16 protein-coding genes and 1 pseudogene are annotated in these 22,321 nt (G+C 71.3%); 15 read left to right on the top strand and 2 right to left on the bottom strand.

Features of this window, described 5'->3' with window-relative positions:
* Window positions 1–68 precede the first annotated feature (68 nt).
* Window positions 69–1,700, top strand: a complete 1,632-nt coding sequence (locus ACZ67T_RS13710; protein WP_469983845.1) for an MFS transporter — start codon at window positions 69–71, stop codon at window positions 1,698–1,700.
* 56 nt (window positions 1,701–1,756) lie between these two features.
* Here the strand turns inward: ACZ67T_RS13710 and ACZ67T_RS13715 are convergent, their stop codons facing one another.
* A complete protein-coding gene (locus ACZ67T_RS13715; RefSeq protein ID WP_469983847.1) occupies window positions 1,757–2,209 on the bottom strand; it encodes a cell division protein SepF in 453 nt (150 codons plus the stop codon).
* 290 nt (window positions 2,210–2,499) lie between these two features.
* On the opposite strand from ACZ67T_RS13715, the gene ACZ67T_RS13720 reads away from it, so the two are divergent.
* Entirely contained in the window at window positions 2,500–3,837 is a 1,338-nt protein-coding gene (locus tag ACZ67T_RS13720) for a DUF5685 family protein (RefSeq protein ID WP_469983848.1), read from the top strand.
* 61 nt (window positions 3,838–3,898) lie between these two features.
* Here the strand turns inward: ACZ67T_RS13720 and ACZ67T_RS13725 are convergent, their stop codons facing one another.
* On the bottom strand, window positions 3,899–4,846 hold the full coding sequence (locus ACZ67T_RS13725) for an ABC transporter substrate-binding protein (RefSeq protein WP_469984409.1): 948 nt from the start codon (window positions 4,844–4,846) through the stop codon (window positions 3,899–3,901).
* A 501-nt stretch (window positions 4,847–5,347) separates the two neighbouring features.
* Between ACZ67T_RS13725 and ACZ67T_RS13730 the strand changes: the two genes are divergently transcribed.
* The 13 genes and pseudogenes from ACZ67T_RS13730 to ACZ67T_RS13790 all read left to right on the top strand — a co-directional run bounded on the left by ACZ67T_RS13730 (window position 5,348) and on the right by ACZ67T_RS13790 (window position 22,320).
* Window positions 5,348–6,214, top strand: coding sequence for an amino acid ABC transporter permease (locus ACZ67T_RS13730; protein WP_469983849.1), 867 nt, complete (start codon window positions 5,348–5,350; stop codon window positions 6,212–6,214).
* The gene (locus tag ACZ67T_RS13735) at window positions 6,211–7,968 is read left to right on the top strand and encodes an FAD/NAD(P)-binding protein (RefSeq protein WP_469983850.1); all 1,758 of its coding nucleotides are present in this window, start codon (window positions 6,211–6,213) and stop codon (window positions 7,966–7,968) included. Before ACZ67T_RS13730 ends, ACZ67T_RS13735 begins: the two co-directional genes overlap by 4 nt.
* Window positions 7,969–8,015: 47 nt before the next feature.
* Window positions 8,016–8,912, top strand: coding sequence for an amino acid ABC transporter permease (locus ACZ67T_RS13740; protein WP_469983851.1), 897 nt, complete (start codon window positions 8,016–8,018; stop codon window positions 8,910–8,912).
* 23 nt (window positions 8,913–8,935) lie between these two features.
* Window positions 8,936–9,688 carry an amino acid ABC transporter ATP-binding protein gene (locus ACZ67T_RS13745; RefSeq protein ID WP_469984411.1) on the top strand — a complete coding sequence of 251 codons (753 nt, stop codon included), beginning with the start codon at window positions 8,936–8,938 and terminating at the stop codon, window positions 9,686–9,688.
* A gap of 60 nt (window positions 9,689–9,748) precedes the next feature.
* Window positions 9,749–10,720 (top strand): ABC transporter substrate-binding protein, encoded by a 972-nt coding sequence (locus tag ACZ67T_RS13750; RefSeq protein ID WP_469983852.1) that lies wholly within the window; start codon window positions 9,749–9,751, stop codon window positions 10,718–10,720.
* A gap of 45 nt (window positions 10,721–10,765) precedes the next feature.
* Window positions 10,766–11,848, top strand: a complete 1,083-nt coding sequence (locus tag ACZ67T_RS13755; RefSeq protein WP_469983853.1) for an LLM class flavin-dependent oxidoreductase — start codon at window positions 10,766–10,768, stop codon at window positions 11,846–11,848.
* Window positions 11,845–13,176 (top strand): NtaA/DmoA family FMN-dependent monooxygenase, encoded by a 1,332-nt coding sequence (locus ACZ67T_RS13760; RefSeq protein WP_469983854.1) that lies wholly within the window; start codon window positions 11,845–11,847, stop codon window positions 13,174–13,176. The genes ACZ67T_RS13755 and ACZ67T_RS13760 overlap by 4 nt, the downstream gene beginning before the upstream one ends.
* Before the next feature lie 315 nt (window positions 13,177–13,491).
* Window positions 13,492–13,984, top strand: a pseudogene (locus ACZ67T_RS13765) (DUF1684 domain-containing protein).
* A gap of 255 nt (window positions 13,985–14,239) precedes the next feature.
* The gene (locus ACZ67T_RS13770) at window positions 14,240–15,145 is read left to right on the top strand and encodes a S1 family peptidase (protein WP_469983856.1); all 906 of its coding nucleotides are present in this window, start codon (window positions 14,240–14,242) and stop codon (window positions 15,143–15,145) included.
* Window positions 15,146–15,329: 184 nt separating this feature from the next.
* On the top strand, window positions 15,330–16,169 hold the full coding sequence (locus ACZ67T_RS13775; RefSeq protein ID WP_469983857.1) for a slipin family protein: 840 nt from the start codon (window positions 15,330–15,332) through the stop codon (window positions 16,167–16,169).
* Between the two features lie 237 nt (window positions 16,170–16,406).
* Window positions 16,407–17,489: a S1 family peptidase gene (locus ACZ67T_RS13780; protein ID WP_469983859.1), complete on the top strand. Its 1,083-nt coding sequence runs from the start codon at window positions 16,407–16,409 to the stop codon at window positions 17,487–17,489.
* 308 nt (window positions 17,490–17,797) lie between these two features.
* The gene (locus ACZ67T_RS13785; RefSeq protein WP_469983861.1) at window positions 17,798–21,349 is read left to right on the top strand and encodes a DNA polymerase III subunit alpha; all 3,552 of its coding nucleotides are present in this window, start codon (window positions 17,798–17,800) and stop codon (window positions 21,347–21,349) included.
* Complete coding sequence (locus ACZ67T_RS13790) at window positions 21,346–22,320, top strand: DNA polymerase Y family protein (protein WP_469983863.1); 975 nt, start codon at window positions 21,346–21,348, stop codon at window positions 22,318–22,320. Before ACZ67T_RS13785 ends, ACZ67T_RS13790 begins: the two co-directional genes overlap by 4 nt.
* Window position 22,321 lies beyond the last annotated feature (1 nt).

A 22,321-nucleotide genomic window follows, 5' to 3' on the forward strand; every position in this document is an offset into this window, starting at 1 on the left:
GCCGCAACCGCGGGGAAGTCCCCACCCCGCGGATCCGCCGAGCGCGAGGACCACTGGGAGGTACGCATATGTCCGGGACGACCACGGCCGGCGCGCCCTCTCGCCTGCGGACCGCCGGGCCAGGCGCCAATCGCTGGGTCGTCCTCGTCGTCCTGTGCACCAGCCTGCTGCTCGTCGCCCTCGACGCGACCGTGCTGCACGTCGCCGTCCCCGCCGTCACCCAGGACCTGCGGCCCTCGGCCGTCCAGCTGCTCTGGATCGTGGACGCCTATCCGCTGATCTGCGCGGCGCTCCTGATCCTCTTCGGCACGCTCGGCGACCGTGTCGGCCGCAGACGCGTACTGCTCCTCGGATACGGCCTCTTCGGCGTGGCCTCCGCGCTCGCCGTGTTCGCCTCGACACCGCACATCCTGATCCTGGCCCGCGCGCTGCTCGGCGTCGGCGGCGCGATGATCATGCCCGCGACCCTGTCGATCCTGCGCGCGGTCTTCCCCGACCGTCGCGAGCGGGCCGTCGCGATCGGCGTCTGGTCGGCGGTCGCCGCGATAGGCGCCGCCACCGGACCGGTCCTCGGCGGCTTCATGGTCGAGCACTTCTGGTGGGGCTCGGTCTTCCTGATCAACATCCCGCTGATGGCCGTCATGCTGCCCCTCGGCCGTCTCATACTTCCCGAGTCCAAGGGCCGCTCCGACGGGCCCTGGGACGTGGTCGGCGCCTTCATGGCGGCCGTCGGAATGCTCGGTGTCGTCTACGGGGTGAAGCGGCTCGGCGTCGACCGCGACCTGCTCGACCCGTCCGCCGTCGGCCCCCTCCTCGTCGGCGCCGCCGTGCTGATCGTGTTCGTGCGGCGGCAGAAGCGCCGCGAGCACCCGCTCATCGACATGAAGATGTTCGTGAGGCCCGCCTTCTCCACCGCGGTCGGCTGCATCGTCCTCGCCATGCTCGCCCTGGTCGGCCTGGAGCTCATCGCCGTCCAGTACCTCCAGCTGGTACTCGGCCTGAGCCCGCTGGAGACAGGTGTACGGCTGCTGCCACTCACCTTCGCGGCGATGGCTGCGGGCGTCCTCGGCTCGGCCCAGCTGCGCCGCTTCGGACCGCGCCGCATGGTCTCGGCCGGCTTCGTACTCACCGCGTCCGCCGTGCTCCTGCTCACGCTGATGGGGCAGCACGACCGGCCGTCGCTGCTCACCTTCGGCTTCGTCCTTCTCGGCTTCGGCCTGCAGACCACCCTCTTCGGTGCCTACGAGTCGATGCTCAGCGAGGCCTCGGCACAGGACGCCGGCGGCGCCGCGGCGATCGGGGAGACCTCCTACCAGCTCGGCGCGGGCATGGGCATCGCGCTGCTCGGCTCGGTGATGAACGCCGCGTACGCACCCGGGATCGCCCGGGTCGCCGGAGTGCCCGGATCCGCGAGCGCCCAGGCGGGCAACTCGCTCGGCGAGGCGTATCAGGTCGCGACGCGGCTCGGCGGTACCGCCGGTGAGGCGCTGCGCAGCGCCGCCCGGGTCGCCTTCGTGCACGGACTGCACGTGACGCTGTTCGTCAGCGCCGGTCTCCTGCTGCTCGGGGCGCTGGCCGCGCTGCGGCTGCCCAAGCGCATGGAGTGCGATGCCGCTGCCCCGCAGGACGCTGAGGGCACGGCGAAGATCGGGCCCCAGCGCGGTCCCGAGCGGGTCGGCGTGGAGTCCACTGTCGCGTGACGGATGCCGCGGGCGGTGACCCGGCCGCGGGGCCGGGCCCTACCCACCCGTGACGTTCAGCTCTGGTTGAAGAAACCGTCCGTCGGACGGCTCTCCGCCTCGCCGTTGACCACCTGCGTGTCGGCAGGGCTCAGCAGGAACACCCGGTTCGCCACCCGCTCGATGGAACCCCGCAGCCCGAACGTGAGCCCGGCCGCGAAGTCGACGACGCGCTTGGCGTCCCCGGGCTCCATGGCCGTGAGGTTGATGATGACCGGGACACCCTCCCGGAACATCTCGCCGATGCCTCGGGCGTCCCGGAATCCGTCCGGGGTGACCGTGCCGATCCGGCGGCCCTGCTCCTCGGCGGTGTCGGCCGCCACCTTCACGCGCGGGTCCGTGACCCAGGCGGCGCCGGTCTGAGGCTCGGACTCCTCGACCCTGTCGTCGTCGTAGCCGTCGTAGTAACGCTCGTCATCGTTGTCGTCGACGAGGCCAAGCCAGGCACTCGCCTTGCGCACCGATCCCATGGACGCCTCCTCTCACAGCGGTTCCTCTGCGTTTCGCATCCCTATGGTCGTCCATGATGCGGATGGTGCGCCAAGTGGATAGTCGCCGCGCGGGGTTTTCGTGACGCTACTGGTGCAGAGTCAACACGGCGCTGTCCCATGAATCCCAAGGGTCGTATCCCATACGGCTGCTGACAGTGAGTGAAATATGATTCTTCGCGGCGTACGGGTGACGACCGGTGCGTACGGGTGAACGGCACCCTCGCTACGATGCTGCAGTTTACGTCTTCAGGACCCTCGGGGGAGTCGTCTTGTTCGGAATAGTCCGGCCTTGCAGTCATCGTCTCGGCGAGGGGCTCAAGGCGCAATGGATGGCTCATCTGTGCGGACTCTGCCTGGCGCTTCGCGGTGACCACGGGCAGTTCGCGAGGATTGTCACGAACTATGACGGTTTGCTGATCTCGGTTCTGACGGAGGCTCAGGCCGAACACGCCGCCGGGGGACGGCGCACGGCGGGGCCCTGTCCACTGCGCGGCATGCGCACCGCCTCCGTCGCGCAGGGCGAGGGCGCCCGGCTCGCCGCCGCCGTCTCGCTGGTCCTCGCCTCGGCGAAGGTCCGCGACCACGTCGCCGACGGCGACGGCCTCCTGGCCCGCAGGCCGGTGGCCGCGGCGGCCCGCCGGGTGGCCACGAAGTGGGGAAAGGCCGGCTCCCGTACGGGTTCTGACGTGGGGTTCGACACGGCCATCCTGGTCGACGCCGTGGAGCGCCAGATCGGGATCGAGTCGCTCGCCGGCCTCGGAACTCCGGTGCTCACGCTCACCGAGCCGACCGAGACGGCGACCGCCGCCGCCTTCGCGCACACCGCCGTCCTCGCGGGACGCCCCGGCAACGCGGCGCCGCTCGCCGAGGCGGGCCGGCTCTTCGGGCGGCTCGCACACCTCCTGGATGCCGTGGAGGACAAGGAAGCTGACGCCGCGTCGGATGCCTGGAACCCGCTCACGGCGACGGGCACGGACCTCATCGAGGCGCGCCGCCTCGCCGACGACGCGCTGCGCGGTATCCGTCTCGCCCTGCGCGAGGCCGAATTCGTCGACGGCACGCTCGCGCATCTGCTGCTCGTCCACGAACTGCGCCGCTCGGTCGACCGCGCCTTCGGCACGTCGGGCTGCGCGCACGGCGCCGACGCGTCCCAGGGCGCCGATCCCTCTCAAGGAGCCGGCCCCTCCCGCGGCGCGCACGCACCGACGGCGTCCAGCCCGCAGCACGGCCCGGGTGCGCCCGGCCCCTGGGTGCCCACCGGATCGGGCCCGTATGTGCCACCCGGGTCCTCCGGACCGTACGGCTCGCAGAATCCGTACGGCGGCGGGCAGGGCGGTCCCGGGGGTCCGGGCGGACCCGGTGGCTTCGGCGGGGGGCCGTCCTTTCAGCCGCCGAAGCCCGGCAAGCGGGGGTTCTTCGCCGGGTGCGCCGCGGCGATCGGGCTCTGCTGCACCTGCAAGGTGTGCTGTGCCGACGAGTTCGAGGGGCCCTGGTCCCGGAAGAAGCGCGACGGCTGGTGCAGTGAATGCTGCTCCACCGACTGCAGCTGCTGCGAGGCGTGCTCCATCTGCGAATGCTGTGAGTGCTGCTCCTGCTGCGACTGTTGAGGCTCCCGGGTCCCGGGCCGGGTCCGGTTCCTGCTTCCGGGTCCGGACCCGGGGTCCGGCGTCAGTCCTTGATCTCGGGCGGTGAGATCTGTGACTTCTCGATCGCGGAGTCGCTCGTGCCCCACTTCTGCAGGATCTTGTCGTACGTCCCGTCGGCGATCAGCTTGTTCACCGCCGCCCGGAACGCGGGCGCCAGCTTCGTGCCCTTCTTGAAGGCGAAGCCGACGTCGAGGCGGTGGTACTCGTTGAGGAACCTCAGCCCCTCCTGGTGGGCGACGGCGTACCGCAGCCCGTTGATGGTGCTCATCACCACGTCGGACCTGCCCTGCTGGAGGGACGACCAGATCGCGCTCTGGTCCGCGTACGTCTTCACGCTGTACGCCTTCTTCCCGGCGGCCGTGCAGAGGTGCTTGTTCTCCTCCAGGGTCGCCTCGAAGGTGGTGCCCGCGCCGGTCGCCACGTTCAGGCCGCACAGCCGCCTGAGGTCGGTGACCTTCTTCAGGCCGCTGTCCTCGCGCACGGCGAAGCCCTGGCCGTCATTGATGTACGTGACGAAGTCGATCGTCCTGCGCCGCTCCTCCGTGACGCCGAAGTTGCCTGTGCCCAGGTCGTACTTGCCGCTGCCGAGCGCGGGAAGGATCGCCTCGAAACCGGCGGCCTCCCGCTTCAGCTTCAGTCCGAGGACCTTGGCGACGGCGTCGGCGAAGTCGATGTCCTGGCCGGCGGCGGTCCTGCCGTCCTCCAGGTAGAAGGCGCCGGGCGGGGTGCCGCCGATGGAGGCGCCGACGGTCAGCCTGCCGCTCGCCCGGACGCCGGCGGGCAGCAGCTTCGCCGCCGCCTCGTCCTTCCCGACGCTCTTCACCACGTCGGTCGTGGGGATCCGGTCGCTCCTGCCCGCAGGTGCGGCGCCGCCGGCGGCGGACCGGGGGTTTCCGGAGCCACAGCCGGCCAATGCCAGGGTGGCCGCGGTGATCAGGGCGAACGCGGTCGGAATTCGCTGACGGGACATCAAAAGCGTACGCATGACGTGGAGTTCTGCCCTTCGAAGACAACAAGCACGCAGGGGTGACGAGAGGGAGAGGGGAGGGGCACGCGAGGACGCGTGGGTGTGTGAAGGCGTGGACGAGTGCGCGCACTTGGGCGCACCGGGAAACGCAGAAAACGCAGAAAGGAACGCTCAGAACGCGGCGAGCGTCAGGGAGCGTGGAAGAGAGAGAAGTAGACGCGCAGCGGGCGTCAGAAGGGCATCAACAGGACGCCGACCACACTCGACCGAAGTCGATGTGGGAGCGCGTGACCAGCCACTGCTGCGGATGCATGGGCCAAGTGGAACAGGCATCCGTTTCCGCGTCAACTCACTTGAGACGTACGGCTCACACTCTGGACAGCCTTGACAGCGAGCGGAGCGAGCCCCGTACCCTCGGTGAGGGACCGCTGCTGAGGGGCTCGGTCCGCATGTTCCGTGTGAAGGCAAGACCGTGCTGGATTCCAGTGCCCACGGAGCCTTCGCATGTCCTCGAACACACTCGCAAAGACCGCGCCTCCCGCGGCCGGACCGCCCGTCGGCGCCGGTGAGGCACAGCCCCGCATCGTCCGTCGGCCCCGCAGCGGCCAGTGGCTCGCCGCCGCCGTCGTCCTCGTACTCCTCGCGCTCGCCGTCGACTCGGTGATCCGCAACGACGCCTTCCAATGGGACGTCGTCGCCGACTACTTCACATCGGCGTCCGTCCTGCGCGGACTAGGTCTCACCCTCTGGCTGACCGCCCTCGTCATGGCGCTCGGCTTCGCCCTCGGCGCCCTGCTCGCCGTCATGCGCCTGTCCGCCAACCCCGTGCTGCGCGCGGTCAGTTGGGGCTACGTCTGGCTGTTCAGGTCGATGCCGATCCTCGTGCAGCTGCTGTTCTGGTTCAACATCGGCGCGCTGTACCCGCACATCCTCGGCATCAGGACCGTCGACCTGTTCGGGCCTGTCGCCGTCGCCATCATCGGGCTCACGCTGCACGAGGCCGCGTACGCCGCCGAGGTGGTGCGCGGCGGCATCCTCTCCGTCGACCGCGGGCAGATCGAGGCCGCGCAGGCGCTCGGCCTCAGCCGGTTCAGGCGCCGGCGGCGGATCGTCCTGCCGCAGGCCATGCGCTCCATCGTGCCGCCGGCCGGGAACATGCTGATCGGCACCCTCAAGGGCACCTCCATCGTCAGCGTCATCGCCGTCCAGGACCTGCTCTACTCGGTGCAGCTCGTCTACCACCGCACCTACCAGGTCATCCCGATGCTCCTGGTCGCCACCATCTGGTACGTCGTGGTCACCTCGCTCCTCAGCGCCGGCCAGTTCTACGTCGAGCGGCACTACGCGCGCGGCTCGGAGCGCACCCGATGAGGCCCTCGCTGGTGATCGTGGGAGCCGGTCCGCGGGGGACCGGCATCCTGGAGCGGATCGCCGCGAACGCACCCGACCACGCCGGCCTCGAACTCGACATCCATCTCGTCGACCCGTTCCCGCCGGGCGGCGGACGGGTCTGGCGGCAGGCGCAGTCCCCGCTGCTCTGGATGAACTCGCAGTCCCAGGACGTCACGATGTTCACCGACGACACGGTCGAGCTCGACGGTCCGGTACTCCCCGGGCCCGCCCTGCACGAGTGGGCGGACCTCGACGGCCGCGCCTTCGCCGGCCGGCAGCTCCAGGGCGCCTATCTCCATTGGGTGTACGAGCGGTCGGTGGCGGCGCTCCCGCCGGGTGTCACCGTCCGCCACCACCCGTGCCGCGCCCTGCGTGTCAGCGGACCCCGCGAGGGCCGCCAGCAGGTGTGGCTCGACGGGCGCGCCCGCCCCCTCCTCGCCGACACGGTCGTCCTCGCCCAAGGTCACCTGGACGCAGAACTCGACGCAGAGCAGCGGGAGTTGAACGCTTACGCCGGCGCGCACGGACTCGTCCATCTGCCGCCCGACTTCACCGCGGACAGCGATCTGACCGCGCTCGCTCCCGGTGAGGACGTCCTCGTCCGCGGCTTCGGCCTGGCCTTCGTCGACCTGATGGTGCTCCTGACGGAGGGGCGCGGCGGACGGTACGAAGGGGACACGTACATCCCCTCGGGGCGTGAGCCCGTCCTGCACGTCGGCTCCCGGCGCGGCGTCCCGTACCACTCCAAGATCGGCTACGACTGGACCGGCGAGCGTCCGCCGCTGCCCCGCTTCCTCGGCCCCGCCGAGATCGACGACCTCCTCGCGCGCCCCGGCGGCTACGACTTCCGGCGCGACGTGTGGCCCCTCATCGACAAGGAGCTGGGCTTCGCCCACTACCACCGCCTGTTCACCGCCCACCCCGAGCGCACCCGTGCCGCCTGGGCCGGCTTCGAGGAGAAGTACGCGGCAGCCGAACCGCTGAGCGCCGAACTCCACGCCCTCGTGGCCTCCGCCGTGCCCGACCCGGCGGACCGCCTCGACCTCACGGCCCTCGACCACCCGCTGGACGGCGTACGCCACACCTCGAACGAGGCACTCCAGGACGGGCTGCGCGGTTACATCACCGCGGACCTCGAGCGCCGCCACGACCCCGCGCACAGCCCCGACCTCGCCGTGTTCCTCGGTCTGTTGTCCGTGTACGGGCAGGTTGTGCGGCTCGGCGACATCGGGTCCTGGTGGCACGGCTTCTTCAGCTACCTCGCCTCCGGGCCGCCCGGACCGCGGCTGCGGCAACTGCTCGCGCTCTCCCGGGCAGGAGTCGTGAAGTTCGTCGGCGCGGACATGCGGGTCACCGCCGAGGGCGGCGTCTTCCGCGCGACGAGTGCCACCGTCCCCGGCTCCGTCGTCGAGGCCCGCGCCCTCGTCGAGGCCCGCCTGCCGCACCCCACCCTCGCCCGGACCCGCGACCAGCTCCTGCGCGAGCTGTACGAGGACGGGGCGCGGGCGACCCCGGCCGGGCTCCTCGCGGTCGACCCCGAGGACGGGCGCGTCCTGCACCGCGACGGCACGGCGCACCCGCGCCGCTTCGCGCTCGGCCCGCACACGAACGCGCGCGGCGCCGGAGCGTTCACGCGGCCGCGCACGAACAGCCCCTCGTTCCGGCAGAACGACGCCACCGCACGCGCGGTCCTGGCGTTCCTGCGCGACCTCTCCTGTCGCGCCGCAGCCTGAGCCCCCGGCCCCGCCCCCGTACCTTTCCGCCCTCTTGAGGAACCCCCATGTCCCTGACCAGTGATCCACCCATCGACAAAGCGACATCAGTCACGACAGCCGGCGACGCCGTCGACCACGGCGCGCTGAAGGTGGTGCCCGTCCGCCACCCCTGGCGCTGGGCCGCAGTCGCCGCGACCGCCGTGCTGCTCGCCCAGTTCGCGCACGGATTCATCACCAACACCGGCTGGGAATGGGGGGTGTTCGCCGACTACTTCACCGCCGACGTGATCCTCAAGGCGGTGTGGACCACCCTTCAGCTGACGTTCTACGGAACGGCCCTCGGGTTCGCGCTCGGCCTCGTCCTGGCCTTCATGCGCCTGTCGGCCAGCCGGTTCCTCCGGGCCGTCGCCTTCGGCTACATCTGGGCGTTCCGCTCGATCCCGCTGATCGTGCAACTGCTCTTCTGGTTCAACCTGGCCTATCTGTACAAGGAGTTGCAGTTCGGGATGCCCTTCGGGCCCGGCTTCCTCTCCTTCGACACGATGGGCCTGGTCGGCGCGATGAGCGCGGCCGTCCTCGGGCTCGCACTGCACCAGGCCGCGTACGCCGCCGAGATCGTGCGCGGTGGCGTACTGGCCGTCGACGGCGGCCAGTCGGAGGCCGCGGCCGCGCTCGGCATCCCCCGGCTGCGGCAGATCCGCCGCATCGTCCTGCCGCAGGCCATGCGCTCGATCCTGCCCAACGCGGCCAACGAGGTGATCTCCCTGTTCAAGGGCACCTCGATCGTCTCCGTCATGGCGATCGGCGAGCTCTTCTACCAGGTCCAGGTCATCTACGGCCGCAACGGGCGCGTGGTGCCGCTCCTGATGGTCGCCACCGTCTGGTACGTGCTCCTGACCAGCGCGCTCTCCGTCCTCCAGCACTACGTGGAACGACACTTCTCGAAGGGAACCACCCGATGAACGACGCGGGCGCCGACCGGACCATGGTCGACATCAAGGCCGTCCACAAGAGCTTCGGCACGCTGGAGGTGCTGCGCGGCATCGACCTGGAGGTGCGGACCGGCGAGGTCACCGTCGTCCTGGGCCCGTCGGGCTCGGGCAAGTCCACGCTGCTGCGCACCATCAACCACCTGGAGAAGGTCGACAGCGGCTGGATCAGCGTCGACGGCTCCCTCGTGGGCTACCGGCGATCCGGCGACAAGCTGTACGAGCTGCGCGAGCGCGAGGTGCTCAAACAGCGCACCCGGATCGGCTTCGTCTTCCAGAACTTCAACCTGTTCCCGCACCTCACGGTCCTGGAGAACATCGCCGAGGCCCCCGTCTCCGCCCTCAAGCGCCCCCGCAAGGAGGTCCTCGGCCACGCGCGCGGGCTGCTCGACCGGGTCGGGCTCGCCGACAAGGCCGACGCCTACCCGAAGCAGCTCTCCGGCGGGCAGCAGCAGCGCGTCGCCATCGCCCGCGCGCTGGCCCTCGAACCGAAGCTGCTGCTCTTCGACGAGCCGACGTCCGCGCTCGACCCGGAGCTCGTCGGTGAAGTCCTCGACGTCATCAAGGACCTGGCGCTCCAGGGCACCACGATGATCGTCGTCACGCACGAGATCGGCTTCGCCCGTGAGGTCGCCGACACCGTCGTCTTCATGGACGAGGGCCGCATCGTCGAACAGGGCGCCCCCGGCGACGTACTGGACGCACCGCGGCACGACCGCACGAGGGCGTTCCTCTCCAAGGTCCTGTGACCCCCAGTCCCCGTTTCCGCACCACCTTTCAACTCGCCTTATACCAACAGGAGTTCACGCATGCTGTCCCGCCGCGCCCTCGCCCTGTCCGTCGCCGCACTCGCGGCCGCGCCCCTGCTCACCGCCTGCGGAGGTGACAGCGATGCCGCGACCGGCACCGGCAAGGGCGGTTCCGAGAGGGTGGGCGGCATCAACATCGGGCCCGACCAGCACCGCATCCGCGCCAGGAAGGTCGACGCGATCGCGGCCAAGCTGCCGGCCGCGGTCCGCGAGCGCGGCACGCTCAGGCTCGGCGGCAGCGCCGACGCCTCGCCGCCACTCGGCTTCTACGCCACCGACGACAAGACCCGCATCGGCTCCGAGATCGACCTCGCGACCCTCGTCGCCGACACGCTCGGCCTGAAGATCGAGTTCTCCCCGGTGTCCTGGGAGAACCTCTTCGTCGGCCTCGACAGCGGCAAGTTCGACGCCGTCTTCTCGAACGTCACCGTCACGGAGGAGCGCAAGGAGAAGTACGACTTCGCGACCTACCGGCTCGACAACATCGCGTTCGAGGCGAGGAAGGGCACGAGCTGGCGGGTCGAGGAACCCAGGGACGTGGCCGGGAAGACCATCGCCGTCTCCTCCGGCACCAACCAGGAGAAGATCCTCGTCGACTGGAGCCGGCAGGACGAGAAGGCGGGCCTGAAGCCGGTCACCATCAAGTACTTCCAGAAGGACACCGACTACTACCTCGCTCTCCGGTCGGGCCGTATCGACGCCTACCTCGGCCCGAGCCCCAGCGCCGCCTACCACGTGCAGTCCGCGGGCCAGTCGCAGATCATCGGCACGCTCTCGGGCGCGGGCGACCGGATCCAGGGCAAGATCGCCGCCACGACGAAGAAGGACAGCGGACTCGCCGACGCGTACGCCGCCGCCCTCGACCACGTGATCGAGGACGGGTCGTACGGGCGCGTCCTGAAGCGCTGGGGCCTGTCGACCGAGGCGGTCGAGAAGTCGGAGATCAACCCGCCCGGTCTGCCCAAGCCGTAGCCCGCCCCAACCCCCGTACGCCCCTTCTCGTCCAAGGACCTGCTCATGACTACGTCAACCGGGCGCGGCCTGCTGCATCTCGCGGCGGCCGTCGACCAGCCCGACACCTACGACGCCGATCCGTATCTCACGCTCACGCGCCTCGCGGAACGCGGCGCCCTGGACTTCGTCACCCTCGGGGACTCCTTCGGCCGGCCCGGGCCCGACGCGCTCGCCGTGCTGTCCCGGGTCGCCCCGGCCACCACCCGCATCGGCCTCGTCCCCACCGTCACCACCACACACACCGAGCCCTTCCATGTGCAGGCCGCCGTCGCCACCCTCGACTGGGTGAGCCGGGGCCGCGCCGGCTGGCGGCCCGAGGTGTCCGCCACCGGGGAGGAGGCCCGCCTTTTCGGCCGCAGGGCTGCCGCGCCCGCCGCTGAGCTGTGGCGCGAGGCCGGTGAAGTCGCCGATGTGGCAACACGGTTGTGGGACAGCTGGGAGGACGACGCGGAGATCCGCGACGCGGCGACCGGACGTTTCATCGACCGGGAGAAGCTGCACTACGTCGACTTCCGGGGCAGCGCCTTCTCCGTGCGCGGCCCGTCCATCGTGCCGCGTCCGCCGCAGGGCCACCCCGTCACGGTCGTCGACACCGCGGAGCGGCACGCGTACGACGTCGCCGCGCGCCACGCCGACGTCGCCCTGGTGAACGTGACGAGCCCGGCGCGGGCCGCCGCCGTCCGCGCCGGGCTGCGCCGCCGCGCCGCCGAGCACGGCCGCGACCCTGACGGGCTGCGTGTCCTGGCCGCGCTGCGCATCGACCTCGGCGGCGGGGAGCACGCGGCCGTGCCCGGCCACGGCGGGGGAGGGCCGCTGCCGAGCGAGCTCGGCCCGCTCTACCGGGGCGGCCCGGTCGACCTCGCCGACCTGGTCACCGCCTGGCACCGCGCCGAAGCCGTGGACGGCTTCCACCTCACACCCGTCGAGCCGCGCCGTGACCTGGAGCGGCTCGTCAACGGCACGGTGCCGCTGCTCCAGCACCGCGGCCTGTTCCGCACGTTCTATCCCGGCAGCACCTTCCGGGAGCACCTGGGGCTCGCCCGGCCCGCCAACCGGTACGCCGCGCTCGCGGGGGACCCGTCATGACCTCAACTGCCGTGCCACGTAAACAAGTTCATCTCGCCGCCCACTTCCCGGGGGTCAACAACACCACCGTCTGGACCGATCCGCGCTCCCGCTCACAGATCGACTTCGCGTCGTTCGAGCACGTCGCCCGCACCGCCGAGCGCGGCCTGTTCGACTTCTTCTTCCTCGCGGAGGGGCTGCGGCTGCGCGAGCACAAGGGGCGCATCCACGATCTCGACGTCGTCGGGCGGCCGGAGTCCGTCACCGTCCTGAACGCCCTCGCGGCCGTCACCGAGCGCCTGGGCCTTGCCGCGACGGTCAACGCGACGTTCAACGAGCCCTACGAGACCGCCCGCAGGTTCGCCACGCTCGACCACCTCAGCGGGGGCCGAGCCGCCTGGAACGTCGTCACCTCCTCCGACGCCTTCACGGGCGAGAACTTCCGCCGCGGCGGCTTCCTCGACACGGCGGACCGGTACACGCGTGCCGCAGAGTTCGTCGCCACGGCCCGCGAACTGTGGGACTCCTGGACGCCCGAAGGCGAGCCGCGGCCCTTCGCACACACCGGCCGGCACTTCGGCATCGAGGGCGAGTTCACGCTGCCGCGCTCCCCGCAAGGGCACCCCGTCGTCATCCAGGCCGGGGACTCGCCCGAGGGGCGTGAGTTCGCGGCGTCGGCGGCGGACGTGATCTTCACGCGGCACGGCACGCCGGAGGCGGGCCGCGCCTTCTACGCCGATGTGAAGAGCCGGCTCGCGACGTACGGGCGTACCGCCGAGGACCTGAAGATCATGCCGGGTGTCACCGTGGTCCTCGGCGACACCGCCGCCGAGGCCCAGGAGCGCGCCGCCGGGATCAGGCGCCAGCAGGTGTCCCCGCAGAACGCGCTCCTCACCCTGGAGCAGATCTGGGGCGTCGACCTCTGCGCGTACGACCCCGACGGGCCGCTGCCGGACATCGATCCGGTCGTCGACTCCGATCTCTCCCAGGGCCGCACCAAGCGCGGCGACCCCCGTGCCATCGCCGAGCAGTGGCGCGCCCTGTCGCGCGCCAAGGGTCTGTCCATCCGGCAGACCGTCATCGAGACCACCACGCGCCAGTCGTTCATCGGCACCCCGCAGGCCGTCGCCGCCGAGCTCGACGAGTTCGTGCAGAGCGACGCGGCCGACGGCTTCATCCTCGTACCGCACCTCACCCCGGGCGGCCTGGACGAGTTCGTCGACCAGGTGGTGCCCCTGCTCCAGGAACGCGGGGCGTACCGCACGGAATACACCGGTACGACGCTCCGCTCCCACCTGGGGCTGAAAGCACCCGTACACCCCGCACGCGAGGAAGGCCCGAGCGCATGACCGCCGACGCAGCCGACGCCTGGCAGCAGTGGCGCGAGCAGCGGACCGCATCCGTCGCAGAGCCCTACGGACCGCCCGCCCTCACCGGCACCCTCCTCCAAGCTCTTGAGGAGCAGGGGGGACCCCCTGCTCGACGACTATCCGGAAGGCAAACTTCCGGCCATTCCCGGGACATGGCGGGCCGACGGCGACCGGGTCGCCCTGACCGCCGCCCCCGAGGACGGACTCACCCACGACGGACAGCCGGTCACCGGCGGGGTACGGCTCGCGGCCGACGCGCAGGTCGGCCTCGGCGGGCGCCGCCTCGTCGCGATCGTGCGCGAAGGGCTGTGGGCCGTACGCGACTTCGACCCGCTGTCGGGGCCGCGGCGTGCCTTCCGCGGCATCGAGGCCACCGCCCATGACCCCCGCTGGACCGTCGAGGGCCGCTCCACGCCGTACGAGACCAGCCGCACGGTCCGCGTCGAGAAAGCCGACGGCAAGACGCGCGGCCTCGGCCTCGGCGGTGAACTGGCCTTCTCCCTCGACGGGCAGGGACCTGACCCTCCAGGTCGCGGTGCAGGCGGACGGCTCGCTGTGGGCCGTGTTCGCCGACGCCACCAGCGGCGACGGGACCTTCCGGTTCCGCTTCCTGCGGCCCGCCGCACCCGACGCCGAAGGCCGGACGAGCGTCGACTTCGACCGCGCGGTGCTGCCGCCCTGCGCCTTCGCCGACCACTTCGTCTGCCCCTTCCCGCCGCCCGGCAACACCCTGCCGGTCAAGATCGAGGCCGGCGAACGGAACCTCGTCGGCCACCGCTCCGTCTGACAGGGGAGCCGAGCCCCGGCGGCCTGCGACCCACCGCAGAAGCCGTCGGGGCATGTGGCCGTGTACCGGACGGACGGCCGAAAGGCGCCCTTGTGCCGGTCAGTTGAAACGCCGAATACTCCCGAGCAGCGCTTGTCAGGGGCACCGCATCTTCGGAACATTCCGGAATCCGGAATCCGAACGGGGCCGCTGGCTGCGCCTCACGGGCCCCCGACCCCACGCGGGGCCCCCGACTTCCCTCGGGAGGAACGACCAGTGAGGATCAAGCGCACCACCCCCCGCAGTGGCATAACGAGACGCGCCCGGATGATCTCCGTGGCCTCCGGACTCGTCGCCATCGGCGCACTCGCCGTCCCCACGGCCAGCGCGTCGGACGCGCCCGTCGCGCACACCTTCAGCGCGACCCAGCTCAGCCAGGCCGGCACGTCCGTCCTGAAGTCCGATGTACCCGGCACCGCCTGGGCGGTCGACCAGAAGACCAACCAGGTCGTCGTCACCGCCGACAGCACGGTCTCCCAGGCCGAGATCGCCAGGATCCAGAAGGCGGCCGGCGGCAACGCGGGCGCCCTGAAGATCGAGCGCACCCCCGGCACGTTCAAGAAGCTGGTCTCCGGCGGCGACGCCATCTATGCGAGTAGCTGGCGCTGCTCGCTCGGCTTCAACGTCCGCTCGGGCAGCACCTACTACTTCCTGACCGCGGGCCACTGCACCGACGGCGCCGGCACCTGGTGGTCGAACTCGTCCCACTCGACGGCCATCGGTTCGACCGCGGGATCCAGCTTCCCGGGCAACGACTACGGCATCGTCAGGTACACCAGCACGGGGACCCCGCCCGGCACGGTCGGCAGCCAGGACATCACCGGTGCGGCCACGCCGTCCGTGGGGACCACGGTCACCCGGCGGGGCTCGACCACCGGTATCCACAGCGGCCGCGTCACCGCGCTCAACGCCACCGTGAACTATGGCGGCGGCGACATCGTCTCCGGCCTCATCCAGACCACGGTCTGCGCCGAGCCCGGCGACTCCGGCGGCCCGCTCTACGGCGGCTCGACCGCGTACGGTCTGACCTCCGGCGGCAGCGGCAACTGCAGCTCCGGCGGCACGACCTTCTTCCAGCCGGTCACCGAGGCGCTGAGTGCGTACGGAGTGAGCGTCTACTGATCCGTGTCCTCCGGCCGGCGCTCACCGGCCTTCGGACGGTCTGACCTGCGGCCCCGCAGCAGGGAGCCCTCGTACGGCAACTGCCGTGCGAGGGCTCGCTCTTGTGCGCGTTCCGGAGTTACCTTCGAAGGGGAAACCGTCGAAAAACGTCCTGAGTGGCTGGGTCCGACCCCTGGAGGCCTCCATGGTCGAGGAACTGGTGGTGGCGGGAGCCGCTGCCGTGTCCGCCGCGGTGATCTGCGTGACGGCTGCGGCGGCGCGCGTCGTCCAACAGTACGAGCGGGGCGTGGTCTTCCGCCTGGGGCGGCTGCGACCGGATGTGCGCGGCCCGGGGTTCACGATGATCGTGCCGTTCGTGGACCGGCTCCGTAAGGTCAACATGCAGATCGTCACGATGCCGGTGCCCGCGCAGGACGGCATCACGCGGGACAACGTCACGGTGCGGGTCGACGCCGTCATCTACTTCAAGGTGATCGACGCGTCCGAGGCCGTCGTGCAGGTGGAGGACTACCGGTTCGCCGTCTCCCAGATGGCGCAGACCTCGCTGCGGTCGATCATCGGCAAGAGCGACCTCGACGACCTGCTGTCGAACCGCGAAATGCTCAACCAGGGACTTGAGCTGATGATCGACAGCCCGGCCGTCGGCTGGGGCGTGCAGATCGACCGCGTCGAGATCAAGGACGTGTCGCTGCCCGAGACCATGAAGCGCTCGATGTCCCGTCAGGCCGAGGCGGAGCGCGAGCGGCGCGCCCGGATCATCAACGCGGACGCCGAACTCCAGGCCTCCAGGAAGCTCGCCGAAGCGGCCTCGGAGATGTCCGAACAGCCCGCGGCGCTCCAACTGAGGCTCCTGCAGACCGTGGTGGCCGTCGCGGCAGAGAAGAACTCGACGCTCGTACTGCCCTTCCCAGTGGAGCTCCTGCGCTTCCTGGAACGGGCGACCCCGGGGGACGAGGCGCGGCAGACGGCCGCTGCACGGCCGCCGATTCCCGGCCCGGCGACGTCGGAATCAGGACAGGACTAGACCTCACCCATTGCGGACGGCCCCTCTGCGTGGAGTGTTTGCAGTGGGAACCGACGTGGTGCGACAGGCGCATGACGGGGGTGCATGCGGCCGGGGGAGCGCATAGCGTCAATCGCACGCGCGTCCTGAAGTCGACCTTGTGTGTCCCCTGTGGCCGTCGGGATAGTGGGCGCGTCAACCTACGGGACCGGCTCACCCCACAGCGGTCGGTTCCGACCCCCCACAGGAGGACGAGAGTTGAAGCACCGACGCATACCCAAGCGGCGTGCCGCCGCGGTAGGAGCGGGCATCGCCGCCCTGGTCGCCGCGGGAGTCACCTTCCAGACTGCGAACGCGAGCACGGACACCTCCGATGTGGCCCCGCAGACCCTGTCGATCGCGAAGGCCGGAAATCTCGCCTCGTCCCTGACCAAGGACCTCGGCGCGGACTCGGCGGGCACCTACTACGACGCGAAGGCCAAGCACCTCGTCGTGAACGTCCTGAACGAGGACGCGGCGGGCATCGTGCGGGCGGCCGGAGCCAAGGCCAGAGTCGTCGAGAACTCCCTGGCCGAACTCAAGGGCGCCCGCACCACCCTGAAGCAGGACGCGACGATCCCCGGCACCTCGTGGGCGGTCGACCCGGCCACCAACAAGGTCGTCGTGACCGCCGACCGCACGGTCGACACGGCCGCGTGGAGCAAGCTGAGCAAGGTCGTCGACGGTCTCGGCTCCAAGGCCGAACTCCAGCGCACCAAGGGGGAGTTCAAGCCCCTCGTCGCGGGCGGCGACGCCATCACCGGCAGCGGCGGCCGGTGCTCCCTCGGCTTCAACGTGGTCAAGGGCGGCCAGCCGTACTTCATCACGGCCGGCCACTGCACCGAGGCGATCTCGACCTGGTCGGACTCGAGCGGCAAGGAGATCGGCACGAACGAGCAGTCCAGCTTCCCGGACAACGACTTCGGCCTGGTCAAGTACGCCGCCGGTGTCGCGCACCCGAGCGAGGTCAACCTCTACAACGGCTCCAGCCAGCAGATCACCAAGGCGGGCGACGCGACCGTCGGCATGAAGGTGACCCGCAGCGGCTCCACGACCCAGGTCCACGACGGCAGCGTCACCGGCCTGGACGCCACCGTGAACTACGGCAACGGCGACATCGTCAACGGGCTCATCCAGACCGACGTCTGCGCCGAGCCCGGCGACAGCGGCGGCTCGCTCTTCTCGGGCGACACCGCGATCGGCCTCACCTCGGGCGGCAGCGGCGACTGCAGCTCCGGCGGGGAGACCTTCTTCCAGCCGGTGACGGAGGCGCTGTCCACGTTCGGCGCCGAGATCGGCTGAGGTCGCGACAGCGAGACAGCCGAAAAGCAGGACAGTCGGACACAGGGGCCGGCCCGTCATCGACGGGTCGGCCCCTCGCGTTCTGAGCGGTTCGGGCGTTCCGGGCGCTTCGGGGCCCGGGCCGGGTGTCGGCTGTCTGGATCATGCTCCCACGGTCCGGGGAGCGTGATGTTCGTGCAGGTGGGGTGGGCTGAACGGGTGCCCGGGGCAGCGACCTCCCTCGGATGTCGCACATACGTTCGATACTTGGTCTATGGTGGTGGTGGGGAGGCGAGAGCAGGTCGGTTCGAGGTGTGCAGGAGGTGCGTGTGCCAGGGTTCACGCATTTGCACACCGTTTCCGGGTTCTCCCTTCGGTACGGGGCCTCGCACCCGGAGCGGCTGGCCGAGCGTGCCTTTGAACGGGGCATGGACGCGCTCGCCCTCACCGACCGGGACACCCTCTCGGGCTCGGTCAGGTTCGCCAAGGCCTGCGTCAAGGCAGGGGTACGGCCGCTGTTCGGGACGGATCTCGCGGTGAGCGGACCCCCGCCGGCCGGATCCCCCGCGCCGGGCCGTACCCCGGCCGAGCGCCGCAGGCAGCCCGTGCGCGGCGGTGCCTTCATCGACGAGTCGACCCCGCGCGTGACCTTCCTCGCCCGCGACGGAGCCATCGGCTGGGCCTCCCTGTGCCGCTTGGTCACCGCCGCCCACGCCGCCGGCGAGACCCGGCTGACCTGGGAGGACAACCACGGCGACGGCCTGACCGTACTGCTCGGACCCGCGTCCGACGTCGGCCGCGCGCTCGCCGCGGGCCGCCCCGACCGGGCCGCGCGCCTCCTCGTCCCCTGGCGGGAGATCTACGGCGACGCCCTGCGCCTCGAAGCCGTCCACCACGGACGCGAGGGCACGGGCCCCGGATCCCTGCGCCTGGCCGCCCGCACCGTCGGCTTCGCCGCCGAGCAGGGCATCCGCCCCGTCCTCAGCAACGACGTCCGGTACGCCGACCCGGGCCTCGGCCCGGTCGCCGATGTCCTCGACGCCGCGCGCCGCCTCGTCCCGGTCGACCCCCGCAAGGAACTCGACAGCGGCGAGCGCTGGCTGAAGGACGCCGGGGCCATGCTGGTGACGGCCGAACGGGTGGTGGAGGCCGCGGGCTTCCGCCGCGACGCCGCGTACCGGCTGCTCGAACAGACCAGCGCCGCGGCGGCCGAATGCCGTGTCGACCCCGAGGACGACCTCGGCATCGGCTCCGTGCACTTTCCCGAACCGCGGCTCGTCGGCGCCGGCCGCCGCACCGCCCAGCGGGTCCTCGCGTCACGGGCGGCGGCGGGGATGCTGCGCCTCGGGTACGACCGGAAGCGGGAGTACTGGGAGCGGATGCACCGCGAGCTGGACATCATCGCGTACCACGACTTCGCCACCTACTTCCTGACGGTGTCCCAAGTCGTCGACGACGTAAGGGGCATGGGCATCCGGGTCGCCGCGCGCGGCTCCGGCGCCGGGTCCCTGGTCAACCATCTGCTCGGGATCGCGCACGCGGACCCGGTCGAACACGGCCTCCTCATGGAGCGGTTCCTGTCCAAGCGCCGCTCCGTCCTGCCCGACATCGACATCGACGTGGAGTCGGCCCGGCGCCTGGAGGTCTACCGGGCGATCATCGGCCGGTTCGGCGCCGAGCGCGTCGCGACCGTCTCGATGCCGGAGACGTACCGCGTCCGCCATGCCGTACGCGATGTGGGCGCGGCCCTGTCCATGGACCCGGCCGACATCGACCGGATCGCCAAGTCCTTCCCGCACATCCGTGCCCGCGACGCGCGGGCCGCGCTGGAGGAACTGCCCGAGCTGCGGGAACTGGCAGGGGAGTCCCGGCGGGGCGGGGACAGGTACGGACGCATGTGGGAGCTGGTCGAGGCGCTCGACGCGCTGCCGCGTGGTATCGCCATGCACCCGTGCGGGGTGCTGCTCTCGGACGCCTCGCTGCTCACCCGTACGCCCGTCATGCCGACCAGTGGCGAGGGCTTTCCCATGTCGCAGTTCGACAAGGAGGACGTCGAGGACCTCGGTCTGCTCAAGCTCGACGTCCTCGGGGTGCGGATGCAGTCGGCGATGGCGCACGCGGTCGCGGAGACCGAGCGGGCGACCGGCTCCACGGTGGACCTGGACGCGGTGCCGCCCGGTGACCCGGAGACGTACCGGCTCATCAAGTCCACCGAGACGCTGGGCTGTTTCCAGATCGAGTCGCCGGGCCAGCGGGACCTGGTGGGACGGCTCCAGCCGGCCACCTTCCACGACCTCGTGGTGGACATCTCGCTGTTCCGCCCGGGACCCGTCGCCGCCGACATGGTGCGGCCGTTCATCGAGGCGCGGCACGGGCGCGCGCCGGTCCGCTATCCGCACCGCGACCTGGAGGAACCCCTGAAGGAGACGTACGGGGTCGTCGTCTTCCACGAACAGATCATCGAGATCGTGAACATCATGACGGGATGCGGCCTAGACGAGGCGGACCGGGTCAGGAGGGGGCTGTCCGACCCCGATGCGCAGGGGCGCATCCGGTTCTGGTTCGCACAGCAGGCGGCGGCGCACGGATACGACGCCGAGACCATCGCCCGCACCTGGGAGATCGTCGAGGCCTTCGGGTCGTACGGGTTCTGCAAGGCGCACGCCGTCGCCTTCGCGGTGCCGACCTACCAGTCGGCGTGGCTGAAGGCCCATCACCCGGCCGCGTTCTACGCGGGGTTGCTCACCCACGACCCCGGGATGTACCCGAAGCGGCTGATTCTCGCGGACGCGCGGCGGCGCGGGGTGCCGGTCCTTCCGCTGGACGTGAACAGGTCCGCGGTCGCTCACCGTATCGAACTGGTGTCTGATAAGGGGAGCGCCAGTCACGAAAGTGTCAGTCGCGGAAGTGCCAGTCACGAAAGTGTCGGTCACGAAAGCGGTGGTCACGAAAGCGGCGGTCACGAAGAGGAGAAGTGGGGCGTGCGGCTCGCGCTCTCCGACGTGCACGGCATCAGCGAGGCCGAGGCGGCCCGCATCGAGGAGGGTCAGCCCTACTCCTCGCTGCTCGACTTCTGGGAGCGGGCCAGGCCCAGCCGGCCGCTCGCGCAGCGGCTCGCCCAGGTCGGCGGGCTCGACGCGTTCGGCGCCAACCGGCGTGACCTGCAACTCCACTTGACCGAACTGCACCGGGGAACACGCGGGTCCCGAGGCGCCCAACTGCCCCTGTCCGGCGGCCACGGGACCGCGCCGGCCGGCCTGCCCGACCTCGGCGACGCCGAGCGGCTCAGCGCCGAACTCGGGGTGCTCGGGATGGACGCCTCCCGCCATCTCATGGGTGACCACGAGAAGTTCCTGGAGGAGCTGGGGGTGCTGACAGCGCGCCGCCTGCGCGAGGCCGAGCACGGCAAGGTCGTGCTGGTCGCGGGTGCCAAGGTCGCCACGCAGACCCCGCCGATCCGCTCCGGCAAGCGCGTCATCTTCACGACCCTGGACGACGGCACGGGCCTGGTCGACCTGGCCTTCTTCGACGACGCGCACGCCGCGTGCGCGCACACCGTCTTCCACTCGTGGCTGCTCCTGGTCCGCGGCACGGTCCAGCGGCGCGGACCGCGCAGCCTCAGCGTGGTCGGCGCGGCCGCGTGGAACCTCGCCGACCTGGTGGAGGTGCGCCGGCAGGGCGGCCTCGACGCGGTGTCGCTGCGCCTGGCGGAGCCGCCCGAACAGCCGCCGTCCGACGAGGAAGACCCGGTCGACGGCCGCCGCATCCGCATGGCCACCGGATACGAGATGCACCCCTGGGCGGACCTGCGCCCGGCGGGCGACGGTCAGTCCGGACCGCCGCGCAAACTGTGGCACCAGAGCCCCGGGAGCGCGGGATGACCACTCTGTACGTACGGTTCCTGCTGCCCCCCATGTACGAGGCGGCGCTGCCCCAACTGATCGGCCTGCTGGGCGAGTTCAGCCCGACGGTCGAGGCGCTGCCGCCCGACGCCGCCCTCGTGGACCTGGGCGGCGCCGTGCGCTACTTCGGGCGGGACGCCGTCGAGCTCGCCGCGGTGATCCGGGTGCGTGCGCTCGCCCTGTACGGGGTGGAGTGCGTGATCGGCGCGGGCCCGGGCCCGATGCTGGCGCGGATGGCCGCGCGGACGGCCTCGCCCGGGGTGACCCGGGTGGTGCCGGGGGACCCCGGCGCCGTGGCGGAGTTCCTCGCCGGGCAGCCGGTCGCGGCGCTGCCCGGCGTCGGCGCCGCCACCGCCCGCACCCTGTGCGAGTACGGGCTCGACACCCTGGACAGGGTGGCCGCCGCCCCGCAGGGCACCCTGCAACGGCTCACCACCGCCCGTATCGGCCGTGAACTGCACGAGAAGGCGCGCGGCGTCGACCGCAGCCGGGTCACCCCCAACGCCGCCACGCGGTCCACCGCCGCCGAACGCCCCTTCCCGCGCGACGAACTCGACCCGTACCGGCACCGCCGTGCCCTGCTCTCCCTCGCCGACGAGCTGGGCGCCCGGCTCCGCGACGGGAAGCAGGTGTGCCGCTCGCTGACCCTCACCGTGCGCTACGCCGACCGGTCCACGACGACCCGTAGTCGTACGCTCCCCGAGCCCACCGGGCACACGGCCGCGCTGTCCACGGCCGCGTACCGGATGTACGAGGCGCTCGGCCTGCAGCGGGCCAGGGTGCGGGCGCTCGCTCTGCGGGCGGAGGGGCTCCGCCCGGCCGAGGGTTCCGCCTGCCAGCTGACCTTCGACCCCGCGGACGAGAAGGCACGGGCGCTGGAGGCGGTGGCCGACCGGGCCCGGGCGCGGTTCGGACCCGGGGCGATCGTGCCCGGGCGGCTCGCTGCGTGAG

This window comes from Streptomyces sp. NPDC107517 (genome assembly GCF_055582645.1).

Bases quoted from the DNA above. Each gene is read 5' to 3' on its own strand.
- ACZ67T_RS13745 (WP_469984411.1), top strand. From the start codon at position 8,936: ATGGTCGACATCAAGGCCGTCCACAAGAGCTTCGGCACGCTGGAGGTG.
- ACZ67T_RS13710 (WP_469983845.1), top strand. From the start codon at position 69: ATGTCCGGGACGACCACGGCCGGCGCGCCCTCTCGCCTGCGGACCGCC.
- ACZ67T_RS13790 (WP_469983863.1), top strand. From the start codon at position 21,346: ATGACCACTCTGTACGTACGGTTCCTGCTGCCCCCCATGTACGAGGCG.
- ACZ67T_RS13740 (WP_469983851.1), top strand. From the start codon at position 8,016: ATGTCCCTGACCAGTGATCCACCCATCGACAAAGCGACATCAGTCACG.
- ACZ67T_RS13775 (WP_469983857.1), top strand. From the start codon at position 15,330: ATGGTCGAGGAACTGGTGGTGGCGGGAGCCGCTGCCGTGTCCGCCGCG.
- ACZ67T_RS13725 (WP_469984409.1), bottom strand. From the start codon at position 4,846: ATGTCCCGTCAGCGAATTCCGACCGCGTTCGCCCTGATCACCGCGGCC.
- ACZ67T_RS13760 (WP_469983854.1), top strand. From the start codon at position 11,845: ATGACCTCAACTGCCGTGCCACGTAAACAAGTTCATCTCGCCGCCCAC.
- ACZ67T_RS13755 (WP_469983853.1), top strand. From the start codon at position 10,766: ATGACTACGTCAACCGGGCGCGGCCTGCTGCATCTCGCGGCGGCCGTC.
- ACZ67T_RS13715 (WP_469983847.1), bottom strand. From the start codon at position 2,209: ATGGGATCGGTGCGCAAGGCGAGTGCCTGGCTTGGCCTCGTCGACGAC.
- ACZ67T_RS13730 (WP_469983849.1), top strand. From the start codon at position 5,348: ATGTCCTCGAACACACTCGCAAAGACCGCGCCTCCCGCGGCCGGACCG.
- ACZ67T_RS13750 (WP_469983852.1), top strand. From the start codon at position 9,749: ATGCTGTCCCGCCGCGCCCTCGCCCTGTCCGTCGCCGCACTCGCGGCC.
- ACZ67T_RS13735 (WP_469983850.1), top strand. From the start codon at position 6,211: ATGAGGCCCTCGCTGGTGATCGTGGGAGCCGGTCCGCGGGGGACCGGC.